Here is a 15,955-nt window from a genome sequence, read left to right on the forward strand (position 1 = left end):
TCGGTCCGCCAGGGTCTCGCCAATAACAGGGGAACCAAAACGGTCATCGAGTCGTCACACTTTTGCCTTCAAGGGATTGTTCGACTTTGTGGTCTGTTTGAATCCCGGTAAAAGTTATAACCAATTGTTCAAGTCGGAACAGGTAGCTCTGGAATAGGGAGTAAAGGACATGTTGATCTTGACCCGCCGAGTAGGCGAAACCCTGATGGTTGGTGATGAAGTCACCGTAACCGTGCTGGGTGTAAAAGGAAATCAGGTACGTATCGGTGTAAATGCCCCCAAGGAAGTGGCCGTTCACCGTGAGGAAATCTATCAGCGTATCCAAAGCGAAAAGGGTGAGCCAGAAGGTCCGGAGCCCGGCAACCAGTAGTCAGGTTGCCCGTTGATACAGACGCTGCGAAAGCAGACGATGAAAACCGTCGTAGTCCGCTGGCTGTGACGGTTTTTTGCTTTAGCGCGGACGATAGAAAAGGGATGGCGAAGCCGGCGAGAAAAAAACGCTGTCAACCCTATGAAAACAGAAAAATTATGGTAGTATACGCGCCGTTGTCCCGGAGAGGTGGGTGAGTGGCTGAAACCAGCTCCCTGCTAAGGAGCCATACGCATTGCGCGTATCGAGGGTTCGAATCCCTCCCTCTCCGCCATCTTTCTTCCTGTTATACGAAGAAAGAATGACAGCAGGTTGGGGTGGCATTCAACCGAGAGTAAAAGTCTGATGCGCGGCTATAGCTCCCCGGAGCGCCGGCCGGCTGGATAAAGTACCTGGCTACGAACCAGGCGGTCGGGAACCCGACCAAGAGTAAAAAGTTTGATGCGCGGCTGTAGCTCAGCTGGATAGAGTACCTGGCTACGAACCAGGCGGTCGGAGGTTCGAATCCTCCCAGCCGCGCCACTTATTGCACGATTTCATCGTGAACCCGGAGAACGCGTTAAACTCTGGAGTACGATGGGATTCGAACCGGAAGAGGTTCGACCGCAGTGCGCGCAACGCACGGAGGAACGTCGGCGGAAAGCGACGACGACCCCGAAGGGGCGAAGGCCGAAGGCCTGAGTAATCCTCCCAGCCGCGCCACTTATTGCACGATTTCATCGTGAACCCGGAGAACGCGTTAAACTCTGGAGTACGATGGGATTTGAACCGGAAGAGGTTCGATTTAGAAGCTTTACGTGGCTGTAGCTCCCCGGAGCGCCGGCCGGCTGGATAAAGCACCTGGCCACGAACCAGGCGGTCGAAAGTTCGACGCAAATTTTAAGAGTTTTACGCGGCTGTAGCTCAGCTGGATAGAGTACCTGGCTACGAACCAGGCGGTCGGAGGTTCGAATCCTCCCAGCCGCGCCATATCAAACAAAAGACCCCGCCTCGTGCGGGGTTTTTTGTTTGTATACCTCGGAGTCTGACGGGATTCGAACCGATAGAGGTTCGACCGTAGTGCGCAAAGCGACGACGACCCGAAGGGAAGGGCCGAAGGCCCGCCTAATCCTCCCAGCCGCGCCATATCAAACAGAACGCCTCAGTCTGGAGCACCCCTCCTGCTGAGGCGTTCTGCTTTGTGCATTGGGAGGATTTGAACCGATAGAGGTTCGACCGGAGCACACGACGTGTGCGTAGGAAAGCTGTCGTGCAACGACGGAGGCCGAGAGGGAAAGGCCGCCGGCCCGTATATCCTCCCAGCCACGCCAGTTCGAATAAACGCTTCGTGCAGTGCCTTCCGGCTGACGTGTTCTTTTTGGGTCAATGGACAAAATTTGCAAAAAAATACTCGAAACGCAATTTTTACTAAATAGGAGATACTCAGGTATTAGCAGAATCACAGCTCTTGCTCTTTAATACTGCAAGGTTGTACAAAATGATATTCCGCCTAGCGGAATTCTTTGTCAGCTTACAATAATAAATGCATGCTGGAGGTTTACCTTGATCAAGAACAAACTGACGTGGGCTGTCACCACAGCCACACTGAGCACTTTCCTGTTGACCGGATGTGGCAGTGACAGTGACGACAATGGCCCTGTCACCGCGGATCCGAATCTTACCCGGGAGCACAGCGAGCGCACCTTTACTCCCGCCGCTGACATTTCGTTCACCGCTTCTGCCAATGCCAGTGCTGCCTATTACGGTACTTACGAGGGCGATAGAGGGCCCGCTGTTTACTCTGTTGAATTCCCAACAGATTGGAATGGTGGCGTTGTAATGTACACCCATGGTTATGCCGGTACCGGCTCAACGCTTCCGGTTACTGTCCCGGGGGACGCTTGGCGTGAAACTGTTCTGGCAGCCGGCTACGCCTGGGCAGCCTCGTCCTACTCTGCCAATTACTACGACGTCAGGGCCGCAATTGAGGACACCAACAAGCTTGCTAACGAGATGATGACCTATCTTGAGCAAGACTGGAGTGTCCAGTACGACGCCCCAACTCAGTTCCTTATTTCGGGTTACTCGATGGGTGGGCACACGGCCGCGGCCGCCGTTGATCGTGAGAATATGGAACGCACCAATTACCCTGTCGCCTATGAGGGCGCGGCACCTTTCTGTCAGGCTGAGCAGTATCAGTTCCAGTGGCTGGGGGATTACACTCGCCTCGCCCAGGCCTTTGCCGGCTACGGCTACCTGCCACACAGTGAATTTGATGAACTGATCGGTACTTTCGCAGGTCCATTTATCGCCACATCCGGACCTATCATCCAAAACCTTTTTAATCTGGAAGAGGACGGAACGCCGGATTGGAGTTCACCTGCGAATATCAATGGCGAGCGCCTCATGGCCGCGGCCGAGATCCTCAGTGGTGGCGATCGTCCGATCTTTGAGCAGGGTTTTGCGACCTTCTACAATGACATCGTCATGGGCACCGGCGGCCGGGACGGCACCATCAACGGTATCCTTGGTCTTGAGAACTATGGTAACGAGGGCAAGGTCTATCGCTGGACCACTGCGGACGAGCCTACCGCCGCTGAGCTGGCGTTCAACGAGCAGGTTCCCCGGCAAAGTGCGGATCCCAAGGCCAACGCCTTGAGAACCGATGGTGTTCGCTGGCTGCCGCTGGTGAATGGCGAGTTTGATGTCCCGGTTCTTACCCTGCACACACTGGGCGACTTCTACGTGCCGTTCAAGCATCAGCAACTCTACCGCGAGCGGGCGATGGAGAACGGAAATGCGGATCTGCTGGTGCAGCGGGCCATCCGTGACGCGTCACACTGCGGTTTTTCTCCCGTGGAAACCCAGACAGCGCTTGTCGACTGGCTGACCTGGGTCAACGGTGGCGCGAAGCCGGCGGGTGATGTCGTGCTTGATCCCGCGGTAGTGGCTGCGGAGAACTACGGCTGTGAGTATACCTCGCCCGACCGCACGGGTCTTCCGGCCTGTCCCTCAGTTGGCACTGCCGACTAAGGCAGAGCCTCGTTGAAAAAGGGGGTGCTTCGGCACCCCCTTTTTTTTAACGAAGCTTTAATGCCGCACTCTGTTCACCACATCAAATCATCCGGAATCTCATACCCCGCATAGGGATCCTCTTCATCCCGGTCCGCCTGCTGACTCCGTTCATGCAACACCACCACGGCCTCGGCGTCCCGCTCCATGATCTTCCGGGCCACCGCTTCCGGCACGACCTCATAGTTGTCATTTACGAACACAACCGCCAGCCGGCCCCGTGAGAGCTGGTCAGTCATGGTCTGGTCCACCAGGATCTTCTTGATCTTCTTGCCGTGGACGAACTGGTAGTCCATCTCGCAACGGCTCCGGTTCAGGCGGTTGGTGTCCACCAGCTGGCGAATCTGGGCGGCAATGGCCTTGCGGCGGGCCTCCTCGTTCCGTTGCTGGTTGAGCTGGCGGTCCCGCTCGGCCTTTTCCTCCCGGGCCTCCTGGGCCCGGAGCTTGGCTTCGTCGGTCTGCACTGCCCCTTTGGGCTGCTGCTTGCGCTGCTTCTTCTTCTCTTTCTGGTGGGCCTTGAGTTTCTTTTCGTCCGCAAGGCCGGCCTTGAGCAGCTGATCCTGGAGTGATGGCATGGTCGTTCCCACTAACGGTTCGGAATTGAGGTCGGATTTCCGGTAGTATAAACGCCTCAGGGCCTTCGCCATAACCGCCATTCCGCTCCGGATTTTCCCCCATGACCGAATTCAACATTCCTGGCCTGTCCAGCGCCATGCTCCGTAACCTGAAGATGCTGGGCTTCGATACCCCGACCCCGGTTCAGGAGGCGGCGATCCCCGCCGTTCTCGAGGGGCGCGATGTGATTGCCATGGCTCGCACTGGCTCCGGTAAGACAGCGGCTTTCGGTATCGGAATGGTAGAAAAGCTGGAGGTGAAGCGGTTCTCGGTGCAGGGTCTGGTGCTATGTCCCACCCGGGAGCTGGCCGACCAGGTTGCCCGCGCGTTGAGGGACCTGGCCCGGGCGCAATCCAACGTGAAAATTCTTACCCTTTGTGGAGGCGTTCCGATAGGGCCCCAGATCGGCTCCCTGAGTCACGGTGCCCATCTTATTGTGGGCACGCCCGGCAGGATCCAGGATCATCTTAATAAGGAGACCCTGACCCTGGAGGACCTGAAGATGCTGGTGCTTGACGAGGCAGACCGGATGCTGGATATGGGGTTTCAGGAGTCCATGGACTTCATTCTTTCCCGGTGCCCGCCACGTCGCCAGACCCTGCTGTTTTCCGCGACCTGGCCTGACCAGATCCGGCGCCTCAGCAGTCAGTATCAGCGGGATCCCGTCACCATCACCGTTACCCGGGATGAGGAACCGGCCCCGGCGATCAGGGAAGTCTTCTATGAAGTGGCGCCTGGCGAGGAGCGACAGGCTCTCGTGGGCCTGCTCTCCCAGGAGCAGCCGGAAAGTTGCCTGGTGTTCTGTGGGACGCGGCAGGAATGCGACCTTGTGGCATCGTCACTGGTGGAGAAGGGGTTCAGCGCACTGGCTCTTCATGGCGATATGGAGCAGCGCGACCGGGATCTGGTGCTGACAAGGTTCGCCAATCAGAGCTGCTCGGTTCTTGTGGCGACCGATGTCGCCGCCCGTGGCCTGGATATCGACGACCTGCCACTGGTGGTGAATCTTGAACCGGCTCGTTCCCCCGAAACCCATACCCACCGAATCGGCCGGACGGGCCGGGCAGGGCGGGAGGGTCTTGCAGTGACTTTCTTCACCCCGCCAAAGGCCTATAAAATCACGAAACTGGAGCAGGTCAGGGGTGAGGCTGTCGAGCCTCTGCCCGGTTCAGCTCTTCTGGCCGTTCCGCCGGCACCGTTCAGTCCGCCCCGGGTTACGCTGTGTATTGCTGGGGGACGGAAGGAAAAGGTTCGTCCGGGCGATATCCTGGGTGCCTTGACCGGTGAGGCAGGGCTGCCCGCTGGTGTGGTCGGCAAGATAGCAATCCAGGACTTCCAGAGCTTCGTGGCGGTGGACTCTGGGGTTGCTGCGAAGGCGCTCAAAAGGCTGGAGGCCGGCCGTATCAAGGGTCGCAAGTTCCGGGTGAGAATGGCATAGCCAGGCCTTTGCTGGCTTTTGCAAACGTGTAAGACTGATACGTGGTTTTGCCGATTGAATTTTGTGAAATGCTGAATAAATGCGGCTTTACAGGGGGTGAGTTAGTTGCCTCCCTACGAATAAAACGGTAAATTACGCAGGATTTTTGCCTATGGAAATGGTTTTCATTGTGGTGACAGCGCCCCACGAAAGGCCTTTCGATGGGAATAATCATTTAATTCAACACAGGTAGCACATGTTATGAGTGAGCTGATGTCTCAGGCGATCGACCTGATGATCGCAGGCATGGGTTTCGTGTTCGTATTCCTGATTATTTTGGTATTCGCAACCGGAATCATGTCCAAAATCATTGGCCGATTCGCGCCGCCCGAGCCGGCTACACCGGCGAGGACGCCACGTGCCAAATCGTCTGCGCCCGCCAAGGTTGATCCCGATACGGCGGAAGCAATCAAGAAAGCCATTGCCCAATACCGGTCCCGCCACAAGAAGTGACCGGCGCAGAATATTAGAACCTTTTAACAGAAGGCTGACACGATGACTGACACCAAGAAACCGCTGGGGATTACGGACGTTATCCTGCGGGATGCCCACCAGTCCCTGCTGGCGACTCGCATGCGCCTCGACGACATGCTGCCCATTGCCGAGAAGCTCGACAAAGTCGGCTTCTGGTCTGTGGAGTCCTGGGGTGGGGCGACTTTTGACGCCTGTATCCGCTACCTGGGCGAAGATCCGTGGGAGCGGATCCGCGAACTGAAGAAAGCCATGCCCAACACACAGCAGCAGATGCTGCTCCGGGGCCAGAATCTGCTGGGTTACCGTCATTACGCTGACGATGTAGTGGATCGTTTCTGTGAACGTGCCGCTGAGAGCGGTGTCGACGTATTCCGGATTTTCGACGCCATGAACGATCCCCGTAACATGGATCGCGCCATCAAGGCTGTTCGCAAGACCGGTAAGCACGCCCAGGGTACCATTGCCTACACCACCAGTCCGGTGCACACCATTGACATGTGGGTAGACCTGGCAAAAGAAGTCGCCGACATGGGCGCAGACTCCATCGCTATCAAGGATATGGCCGGCATTCTCAAGCCGTACGTAGCCTATGAGCTGGTCACCCGCCTCAAGAAAGAGCTGGATGTACCCATTCACATGCAGTGCCACGCCACGACGGGCATGTCGACCGCCACCGCACTGAAGGCGGCTGAAGCGGGTATAGATAACGTGGATACCGCCATCTCCTCCATGTCCATGACATACGGCCACAGCCCCACCGAGGCGGTCGTGGCGATTCTTGAAGGGACCGAGCGGGATACGGGTCTGGATCTGGAACTGCTGGAGGAAATCGCCAGCTACTTCCGTCAGGTACGGAAGAAGTACGCGAAGTTCGAAGGCAGTCTGCGTGGGACCGACTCACGTATCCTGATTGCCCAGGTGCCGGGCGGTATGTTGACCAATATGGAAAACCAGCTCCGCGAGCAGAATGCCTCCGACAAGTTCGATGAGGTGCTGGCGGAAATTCCCAAGGTTCGTGAGGACCTGGGCTTCATCCCGCTGGTAACTCCCACGTCCCAGATCGTGGGTACCCAGGCGGTACTGAACGTACTGACCGGGGAGCGCTACAAGTCGATCTCCAAGGAAACCGCTGCGATCCTCAAGGGCGAATACGGCGCAGCGCCGGCTCCGTTCAACAAGGAACTGCAGGAGCGTGTCCTGGACGGCAAGGAGCCCGTTACCTGTCGCCCGGCCGACCTGATCGAGCCGGAGATGGATAAGTTGACGAAGGAACTGAGGCAGCTGGCCGAGGAAAAGAACTTCAAGCTTGCGGAAAACGAGGTGGACGACGTTCTGACCTACGCCCTGTTCCCGCAGATCGGCCTCAAGTTCCTGGAGAATCGGGGCAATCCGGACGCGTTCGAGCCGGTACCGACGGCAGAAGATGCTGCGGCGGCCTCTGCCCCGGCGAAGAAAGCCGGTGGCCCGGAAACCTATACCGTCACAGTTAACGGCAAGGACTACGTGGTCGCTGTCTCCGAAGGTGGCGAGATCAGTCAGATCGAAGGTAAGGGCGGTGCTTCCGGACCCACAGCGGCCGCAACCACCACACCGCCGGCCGCACCCGCCCCGGGTGAAGGCGAGGCCGTCCTGGCTCCGCTGGGTGGCAATATCTTCAAGGTACTGGTATCCCCGGGCGACCAGGTCGAGGAAGGTGATGTCATGATCATCCTCGAGGCCATGAAGATGGAAACCGAAGTGCGGGCGCCCAGGGGCGGTACCATCGGTGAGGTCTTCATCAAGGTCGGTGACGCCGTGTCTCCTGACGACGAAATGCTGACAATCGCATAAGGGCCAGCATTCCATGGATAAACTAATGACATTATGGACAGGCAGTGGCCTGTTCAATATCGAGATTGGCCAGGTGGTGATGATCTTCATCTGCCTGGGTCTGCTGTACCTTGCAATCCGCAAGGGCTTTGAGCCATTGCTGCTGGTGCCGATCGGCTTCGGTGGCGTTCTGGCGAACATTCCGGAGGCCGGGCTGGCCCTGTCTGCGGCGGAAAATGCTATCCACTTTGCCAAGCCCCAAGTGTTGGCAGCGCTGGCGGGCGCGCTGGACGTGGCCTACCAGGCCGGTCAAGCGGTTACTCCAGAAGTGAAGGAAGCGTTCAAAGTAGCCTACAAGGATGCTGACTACACCAGCGTGAGCATGGCCAATGCCATGGCCCAGGACTTCGGTTACGGCAATGGCATGCTCTATAACTTCTACCTGGTGATCATTGGCAGCACCATTGGACCGCTGCTGATCTTTATGGGTGTGGGCGCCATGACCGACTTCGGACCCTTGCTGGCGAACCCCAAGACGCTGCTGCTGGGCGCAGCCGCCCAGTTCGGCATCTTCGGTACCGTGATTGGGGCAGCTTTGCTGGACTGGCTCGGTATTCTGGATTTCACCATCCTGGAGGCGGCTGCCATTGGTATCATTGGTGGCGCGGACGGGCCTACATCGATCTACGTGTCCAGTGTTCTGGCGCCTCACTTGCTGGGTGCCATTGCGGTCTCGGCCTATGCCTACATGGCCCTGGTGCCGATGATTCAGCCGCCCATCATGAGAGCCCTGACCACCCAGAAGGAGCGGGCCATCAAGATGAGCCAGCTGCGTCCGGTCAGTAAGAAAGAGAAGATCATCTTCCCGATCGTGGTTCTGATCTCCGTGGCACTGTTCCTGCCTGATGCAGCGCCGCTGCTGGGCATGTTCACTTTTGGTAACCTGATGAGGGAATGTGGTGTTGTAGAGCGTCTGAGCAACACAGCACAGAACGCCCTGATCAATATTGTCACCATCTTCCTGGGGCTGTCCGTTGGCTCCAAGCTGATGGCGGACAAGTTCCTGGATGGCCAGACCCTGGGTATCCTGGCGCTGGGTATCGTTGCCTTTGGCGTAGGCACCGCCACCGGTGTTCTGATGGCCAAGCTGATGAACGCCTTCGTCAAGGAGCCCATCAACCCGCTGATTGGTTCGGCCGGTGTATCCGCCGTACCGATGGCGGCGCGGGTCTCCAACAAGGTAGGCCTTGAGGCCAATCCGCAGAACTTCCTGCTGATGCACGCCATGGGCCCGAACGTGGCCGGCGTTATCGGTTCTGCGGTGGCTGCCGGTGTGATGATCAAGCTTCTGAGCTGATTTTTCTGACTGGGTAGTTTGAAAGCCCCGAAAGACATTGAGTCTTTCGGGGTTTTTTCGTTTTTGACCTCTTAGATTGTGAATAACTGGGCCGGTGGGCGCACGGGGGCTGGTCCGGTGGTGCGGGTGGTCCTGCACCAAGCCCCGCAGGCTACGTCGGACAATAACCAACCAAACTCCGCAAGCTAGAATAACAACATCGGTTAGCCAAGAAACTACTGAAAATCCCGAGAAGCTACAGGCAGGGTCTGAATAAGGTGGCTGAGGTCCGTCAATTTACCCGCCATGACATGCACAATATCCCCCTCCCGTTCCACAATGCCTTTTACATGCAGTAAACGGGAAGTCAGCAAAGGCTTGCGTTGCTGCCGGGCGGTGTTGAGCCAGACCACCACATTGATGTTGCCGAACTCGTCTTCCAGGGTGACGAAGGTAACACCGGAAGCGGTTCCGGGGCGCTGACGGCCGGTGACCAGGCCCGCTACCTGAACCGGACGATTGGACTCCGTGGTCCTGAGCTGCCGGGCATTGAGGCAGTGGCGCAAATGACCCTGCTCCCGTAACAGGGCCATGGGGTGTCTCTGCAGACTCAGCCCCTGGCTGGCATAGTCCGCCAGGATATTCTGACCTTCAGATGGGGCCGGCAGTCTGACTGTGCTGTCGTCCGCACCATAATCCTGGTCTTCGCGGTTCTCGGATACCCAGAGAGCAGCCTCCGACTCATGACCCAGCAGCTGCCAGTAACTCTGATGTCGATGACCGCTGACGGCCTCCAGGGCGTTGCCGCCGGCCAGCAGTTCGAGATCCCTCTGGGGCAGGGCTGTGCGCTGCCGAAGTTCCTGAACGCTGCGGTAGCCGGTGGAAGGCCTTTGCTGACACAACACCTCGGCACTCCTCTGGCTCAGGCCCCGGATCTGCCGCAGGCCAACCCGAAGGCATTGCTCGGGTCCCTCCAGTGTGTAGTCCCAGTGACTGTGATTCACATCGGCGGGCAGCAGCATGACACCATGGCGCCTGGCGTCCTGAACCAGCTGGGATGGCGAGTAGAAGCCCATGGGCTGGCTGTTGAGCAAGGCGCAGAAAAAAGCGGCCGGGTGGTGTCGTTTGATCCAGGCGGATACATACACCAGCAGGGCGAAGCTGGCGGCGTGGGATTCCGGGAAGCCATAGCCGCCGAAACCGCAGATCTGCTGATAGAGGCGCTCGGCAAAATCCTCATCGTGGCCACGCTCGAGCATACCGCTGATCAGCTTGTCCCGGAACGGAGTCAGGTCCCCATGGGACTTCCATGCGGCCATGGCCCGGCGTAACTGATCGGCCTCGCCGGCGGAGAAGCCGGCGGCGACCATGGCCAGCTTGATCACCTGCTCCTGGAAAATGGGCACACCCAGGGTCCGTTCCAGAACACCACGGACCTCCTCGTTCGGGTAGGTAACCTCTTCCAGACCATGCTTGCGTCGCAGGTAGGGATGCACCATGTCCCCCTGGATGGGTCCGGGGCGGACAATGGCCACCTCGATCACCAGGTCGTAGTACTTCTCAGGCTTGAGACGGGGCAGCATGTTGATCTGGGCCCGGGATTCCACCTGGAAGACGCCGACACTGTCTCCCTTCTGAAGCATGGCATAGGTGGCTTTGTCTTCACGGGGAACGTCCTGCATGGTGAATGGCTGTCCTTTCCGGTCGCTGATCAGGGCCAGGGCCTTGCGGATGGCGGTCAGCATGCCCAGGGCCAGCACATCCACTTTCATCAGACCGAGGCTTTCCAGGTCTTCCTTGTCCCACTGAATCACGGTGCGGTCTTCCATGGCGGCATTTTCCGTGGGCACCAGCCTGGACAGAGGTCCCGAGCTGATGACAAAGCCTCCCACATGCTGGGACAGGTGCCGTGGAAAGCCCAGCAGCATGTTGACCAGGGTGAAGAACTGGTTGGCAACCCGGGGATGCCTGGTCAGGCCCTTGTCGAGAATCTGATTGCGCCAGTCCGTCTCCCGGTCACGCCAGTCGATGCCATTGAGCAATTGCTCCACCAGGTTCGGGTCAAACCCCAGGGCCTTGCCCACGTCCCGGATGGCGCTGCGGGGACGATAGCGGATCACGGTAGCCGCCAGGGCGGCCCGCTCACGGCCATAGCGCTGGTAGATGTACTGGATGACTTCCTCGCGGCGCTCGTGTTCAAAGTCCACGTCGATGTCCGGTGGTTCATTGCGGTCCTTGGAGATAAAACGCTCAAACAGCAGTTCCACCTGGCGTGGATCCACTTCGGTAATGCCCAGACAGTAGCAGACGGCGGAGTTGGCGGCAGAACCCCGGCCCTGGCAGAGGATTCCCTGCTCCCGGGCAAAGCGGACAATGTCGTAGAGGGTGAGAAAATAATGTTCATAGCGCATCTCGCTGATCAGGGCCAGCTCCTTGCGTATGAGTGCCTGGACGGGCAGGGGCGTGCCTGCCGGGAAGCGTTGCTGCTCACCTTCCCGGGTCAGCTCCAGCAGCCATCCGGCCGGTGTCTTGCCGGGGGGTAGCAGGTCGGCGGGGTATTCGTAGCGAAGTTCCCCCGGGCGGAAGCTGCACTGGCTGGCAATCACCAGGGTTTCCCGACGCCATGTCTCGGGAAACAGACGTTCCAGCACGGGTAACGGTCTCAGGTAGCGCTCTCCGTTCTGGAAAAGATGGTGACCAGCGGCGTCCAGTGTGGTCCGGTGACGGATGGTGGTGAGCACGTCCTGCAGCGGCTGCCTCTGGCGGCTGTGCATGTGGACATCACCAGTGGCCACTATCGGGCATACCAGCTGGGCCGCCAGGGCCCGTATCCGGTGGAGTCGTTGCTCCTCGTCAGACTCCAGGGACCGGCTGGCGGCCAGCCATAAGCGTCCGTCGAACCGCCGCAGCAACCACTCGCCCCGGGACAGGGCCCCGGTGAAGTCCGACTGCTCCACGGCTGGCGGCAGCCAGAGACAAAGGCAATCATCCAGCTGGTGTGTTTCCAGGTCTTCCATGAACAGCTGGTAGCTGCCCTTGGGGGCCCGCCGGCGCCCGGTGGTTATGAGCTGGCAGACTTGGCCGTAGCCTGTGAGCGTCCGGGCCAGCAATATGATTCGCGTCGGCACGGAAGGCACAGCACGGGTTGCCGGATCGGCTTCCAGTTCAAAAAAGCTGCCGGTAATCAATGCAACGGGGCTGTCCTTCAGTGCCTGCCAGGCACGGGGAATGCCGGCCACGGAGCAGGCATCGGTAATGGCGAGCGCCCGGTAGCCCAGAGCCATGGCCTGCTCCGCCAGCTCATGGGGATGTGAGGCACCGGTGAGAAAGGTGAAATTGCTGAAACAGTGCAGCTCGGCATAGCTCATGGAGGACTATCCGAACCAGCCGTGGACAAACCAGCCATCGTGGCAGTCACGGTACACCCAGGCCAGCTGGCCTTCGGGCAGCCGGGCAATGTAATAGTCCCGCAGAACCTTTTCTCCGTCCCACCAGCCGCCGCTGATCCGCTCCGGGCCGGCAAACCAGGTATCCGGTACCACTCTCAGTGGTTGTGGTTGACGCATCAGCCACAGGGGCCTCAGCGGCAGGTGTTCCACGTCGGCTTCCCTGGTGCTCCGGGAGCGGTCCCGGATTTCCCGGGCATTCCAGGCACGCTCGGGCCGGTGGTCCGCTGCCGGGGCCAGATGCCTGATGGTCTGCTCGCCCAGACGGGCCTGCAATCGGCTGACCAGGGTGTGCCAGGCTTCCTCCTGATCGACACCGTCGCCCAGAAGGTCACCATCGGCTGGCGTATGCCGTTCCAGAAAGCGGGTGACCGTCAGTTCAAGGGATTCCACCGGAGCAACCAGAGGCTGTTGTTCAAGTCTTATCCGCAGCAGGTTCAGAAACGCTTCCGCCCGATGTTCCGGCCCGGTGGTACGTATCCGCATACGGGTGGGAGCCTGCTGGTGGTGACGGAGGATCAGCACCAGACTGTCGGTGTCCTGCTGCCGGTGGAGCAGGTCGTTTTCCAGCTCCACCAGTATCCGCCGTAGCGCAAACAGCAATCCCTGGGTTTTTTCCACGGCCAGGCCGAAATCCGCCTGCTGGTGAAAGTGGCGGGGTGGCTGCCAGCAGGACTGGGGATCCGGTCGCTGTCCCTGCACCTTCTGGAGGTGCACCAGGGTTTCCGGTGCCAGCCGCCGTGCCAGTTCAGCCGCAGGCAGGGCAGCGACTTCGCCTAACCGGCTTAACCCCAGGCGGACCAGCCGCTGAACGGTTGCCGGTTCGAAGCCGGCGTGCTCCAGGGGTAGCTGCTCCAGGTGTTCCTTCAATAACTGCTGTTCTCCGGTAAAAATCGGCATGCCGGCCCTGGCCAGTAATCGTGCGGCCATGGGTGTTGATCCGGTGGTGATGGTGGTGTTCAGGCACCGTTCCTCCAGCGCCCGGGTAAGCTGTTCCCGCAGCTGCGGCAGGCCGCCGTAAAGCCGCCGCAGACTGCCGGCTTCCGCCAGAAGGCCATCCGGGGGGTACAGGGTAATACGATCCATGTAACGGTAGAGCCACTGGGCCTGCTGCTCCAGAATGCGTTTTTGCTGCTCGTCGTCCGCCTGCACCATGACCAGTTCCGGGGCCAGGTTAAGGGCTGTCTTCAGGGGGATTCCGGGCCTGATTCCCTGATGCATGGCCCGGGGGCAGGCCTGCAGTACCCGGCGGGAAGGCTCGGAAATGATGGCAAGGGGCGCCTGGTCCTCCCGGGAACGGGCGATATGATCCAGCAGCAGGTGGTGAAAATGCAGGTACAGCCAGAGCATGATGAGTCCTAGGACCGGGGATCAGGCCAGGGGCCCTGGAGGATGCGGGCAGAGGGGTCCCCACCGGCCTGACCGGCCCGGGTTTCCATGGGCAGAATGCAGTTCTGTCCGGGCCAGCCGCCACGGCGTTTGAGGATGTTCACCTGAATGGACAGATCGCTCCCGGGCACCAGTTCCAGACGCAGGGCCGCCGGGGAACTCTGGTTGGCCTCGTGCCGGTGCCGGAACAGTATGCAGGTACTCTGGCCGGCTTCGGCCGCCAGTTGCAGTCGTCGAATATCCCGGCTTGCCAGCCGCTCCGGCCAGGCCATGACCAGGCCGGTGACAGGCGAACGCAGGCAGTTCTCCAGGGTCCAGAGCGTATCCTGGGGAGATTCGGTTTCAATCACCACCAGTTGATCCAGATTGACACCTTCCCGGGCCAGGGCCGGGGCGTAGGGAATGAAAGGGGGGTTGACCCAGAAGACCGTACGCTGGGTATGGGTCAGCCGCCTTACCAGTGGTAGCACCAGTTGCAACTCGCCAATGCCGGCGGCCTCCAGCAGGCATTCGCTCAGAGCGCCCCGGGGCCAGCCAAGGCCGCCCAGTTGCCCGTCCAGCATCGGGAACCCCGTGGGTTCCGGGGAATGGCTGATGGCGTGTTGTCGATGGCCCTGCCAGAGACGGGCTTCCCTGAGCAGGGAATTCAGCAGATCACTCATGGTCCGGTCCTGATACTGTTTATATATACAGTATTTGGAACGGCGCCGGATTTCAACCGACTTTATTGACTCATTCCAGAAGGCCCCGTCTACACTGAAAGCGGAGGACACCAGACAGGGAGGAAATCATGACCCCACTTGCTCAGCAATCCTGTGAGGCCTGCCGTTCAGGAGCACCGGCAGTGGCGGCGGAAGAGCAGGATATTTTCATGATGCAGCTGCCGGACTGGGATATTGTCGATGAGGCGGGGATAAAACAGTTACAGCGTGTGTTCCGCTTCCGGAACTTCGTCGAGGCTCTTGTTTTTACCAATCGGGTGGCGGATCTGGCCGAGGAAGAGGGCCACCACCCGGCCATTTTGCTGGAATTCGGGAAGGCTACGGTGCGGTGGTGGACCCACAAGATCCATGGCCTGCACCGTAACGATTTCATCATGGCGGCCCGCACCGACGCCTTGTACAACAGCTGAATCGGCCAGACGGGACCCCTGGTTCAGGGCATTAGCAGTACCGGCTGGTGGCTTTCCCGAACCACGGTTTCAGCGGTGTGGCCCAGGGCGATTTCCGTAATGGGAGTGGTGCCCCGCTTGCCGATCAGAGTCAGTGCGGGCTGGCCCTCCTGAATCAGGTGCAGCAGCTCCTGCGCGGGTCTGCCCCTGGGAATGGTCGCATGCACGTTGACCTTCCGATTGGCTATGGTGTGCACCATCTCATCCACCTTGTCGGCTTCACTGGGCGCATCTTCCGGGCGAACCCAGATCACCCGGCCCTCGGTGCCATCTTCAACCAGCTTGTGGAAGAGGGCGGATGCCCGCTCGGCGCAGTCAGAGCCATCGGTGGCCAGATAGACCGGTGACTGGGTAAAGGAAGGCCGGCCATCCACCGGCAATACCAGCAACGGCAGCCTGGTCATACGGGCCAGGTTCATGGCGTTGTTGCCCATGAACAGTTCCCGGCCTGCGGAATGGTGGGTGTTACAGCAGATAATTCCGTCCGCCTCATGATGACGTGCCAGCTCAACGATCCGCGAGGCCACAAAGCCATGGCGAAGCTCGAAGTCTGTCTCTACTTCCCATTCTTCGGCCAGCTGCCGGGCCATGTCCTTCAGTTTTCTTTCAACGGCTTCGTCACTGTCTTCCACATGGCGACGCCTGTGGGTTTCTATGACATAGGTCAGGGTCAGTTTTCTGACCTGGAGTCGAATAAGCAGAGCGGGCAACTGCTTGACTGCCTGTTCCCAGCCATCTGAATAATCCACGCTCAGAATCATATGGCTCAGCATATGGTTACGCTCCTTTTTGGCGGTTCGCACAGTGGTTGTTACAT

Annotated in this window: 12 protein-coding genes and 3 tRNA genes; 10 read left to right on the forward strand and 5 right to left on the reverse strand. The window is 59.3% G+C overall.

Annotation, left to right across the window (positions count from 1 at the left end):
• Positions 1–169: 169 nt before the first annotated feature.
• The 5 genes from csrA to BM346_RS00370 all read left to right on the forward strand — a co-directional run bounded on the left by csrA (position 170) and on the right by BM346_RS00370 (position 3,382).
• Entirely contained in the window at positions 170–370 is a 201-nt protein-coding gene (csrA, locus tag BM346_RS00350) for a carbon storage regulator CsrA (protein ID WP_092008344.1), read from the forward strand.
• A gap of 183 nt (positions 371–553) precedes the next feature.
• Positions 554–644 (forward strand) — tRNA-Ser (locus tag BM346_RS00355).
• 171 nt (positions 645–815) lie between these two features.
• Positions 816–892 (forward strand) — tRNA-Arg (locus BM346_RS00360).
• A 370-nt stretch (positions 893–1,262) separates the two neighbouring features.
• Positions 1,263–1,339: transfer RNA gene (locus BM346_RS00365), tRNA-Arg, on the forward strand.
• A 573-nt stretch (positions 1,340–1,912) separates the two neighbouring features.
• A complete protein-coding gene (locus BM346_RS00370; RefSeq protein ID WP_092008345.1) occupies positions 1,913–3,382 on the forward strand; it encodes a hypothetical protein in 1,470 nt (489 codons plus the stop codon).
• A 74-nt stretch (positions 3,383–3,456) separates the two neighbouring features.
• Here the strand turns inward: BM346_RS00370 and BM346_RS00375 are convergent, their stop codons facing one another.
• Entirely contained in the window at positions 3,457–3,996 is a 540-nt protein-coding gene (locus BM346_RS00375; RefSeq protein ID WP_092013118.1) for a DUF2058 domain-containing protein, read from the reverse strand.
• A 101-nt stretch (positions 3,997–4,097) separates the two neighbouring features.
• Between BM346_RS00375 and dbpA the strand changes: the two genes are divergently transcribed.
• The 4 genes from dbpA to BM346_RS00395 all read left to right on the forward strand — a co-directional run bounded on the left by dbpA (position 4,098) and on the right by BM346_RS00395 (position 9,153).
• Positions 4,098–5,474: an ATP-dependent RNA helicase DbpA gene (gene dbpA / locus BM346_RS00380; RefSeq protein ID WP_092008346.1), complete on the forward strand. Its 1,377-nt coding sequence runs from the start codon at positions 4,098–4,100 to the stop codon at positions 5,472–5,474.
• A 240-nt stretch (positions 5,475–5,714) separates the two neighbouring features.
• Entirely contained in the window at positions 5,715–5,966 is a 252-nt protein-coding gene (locus BM346_RS00385; RefSeq protein ID WP_092008347.1) for an OadG family protein, read from the forward strand.
• A gap of 42 nt (positions 5,967–6,008) precedes the next feature.
• Complete coding sequence (oadA, locus tag BM346_RS00390) at positions 6,009–7,817, forward strand: sodium-extruding oxaloacetate decarboxylase subunit alpha (RefSeq protein ID WP_092008348.1); 1,809 nt, start codon at positions 6,009–6,011, stop codon at positions 7,815–7,817.
• 13 nt (positions 7,818–7,830) lie between these two features.
• Positions 7,831–9,153, forward strand: coding sequence for a sodium ion-translocating decarboxylase subunit beta (locus tag BM346_RS00395; RefSeq protein ID WP_092008349.1), 1,323 nt, complete (start codon positions 7,831–7,833; stop codon positions 9,151–9,153).
• Between the two features lie 215 nt (positions 9,154–9,368).
• On the opposite strand, the gene BM346_RS00400 is transcribed toward BM346_RS00395, so the two are convergent.
• The 3 genes from BM346_RS00400 to imuA are packed head-to-tail and all read right to left on the reverse strand — an operon-like array spanning position 9,369 to position 14,629.
• Complete coding sequence (locus BM346_RS00400; RefSeq protein ID WP_092008350.1) at positions 9,369–12,500, reverse strand: error-prone DNA polymerase; 3,132 nt, start codon at positions 12,498–12,500, stop codon at positions 9,369–9,371.
• Positions 12,501–12,506: 6 nt separating this feature from the next.
• On the reverse strand, positions 12,507–13,928 hold the full coding sequence (locus tag BM346_RS00405; RefSeq protein WP_092008351.1) for a Y-family DNA polymerase: 1,422 nt from the start codon (positions 13,926–13,928) through the stop codon (positions 12,507–12,509).
• 8 nt (positions 13,929–13,936) lie between these two features.
• On the reverse strand, positions 13,937–14,629 hold the full coding sequence (gene imuA / locus BM346_RS00410) for a translesion DNA synthesis-associated protein ImuA (RefSeq protein WP_092008352.1): 693 nt from the start codon (positions 14,627–14,629) through the stop codon (positions 13,937–13,939).
• Between the two features lie 128 nt (positions 14,630–14,757).
• Here imuA and BM346_RS00415 point away from each other — a divergent pair, with 128 nt between their 5' ends.
• Complete coding sequence (locus BM346_RS00415) at positions 14,758–15,099, forward strand: 4a-hydroxytetrahydrobiopterin dehydratase (RefSeq protein ID WP_092008353.1); 342 nt, start codon at positions 14,758–14,760, stop codon at positions 15,097–15,099.
• A 23-nt stretch (positions 15,100–15,122) separates the two neighbouring features.
• Here BM346_RS00415 and BM346_RS00420 read toward each other — a convergent pair whose 3' ends face one another.
• Complete coding sequence (locus tag BM346_RS00420) at positions 15,123–15,911, reverse strand: universal stress protein (RefSeq protein ID WP_092008354.1); 789 nt, start codon at positions 15,909–15,911, stop codon at positions 15,123–15,125.
• Positions 15,912–15,955 lie beyond the last annotated feature (44 nt).

The organism is Marinobacter daqiaonensis, from assembly GCF_900115285.1.
In the GTDB taxonomy this organism is placed as follows: domain Bacteria; phylum Pseudomonadota; class Gammaproteobacteria; order Pseudomonadales; family Oleiphilaceae; genus Marinobacter; species Marinobacter daqiaonensis.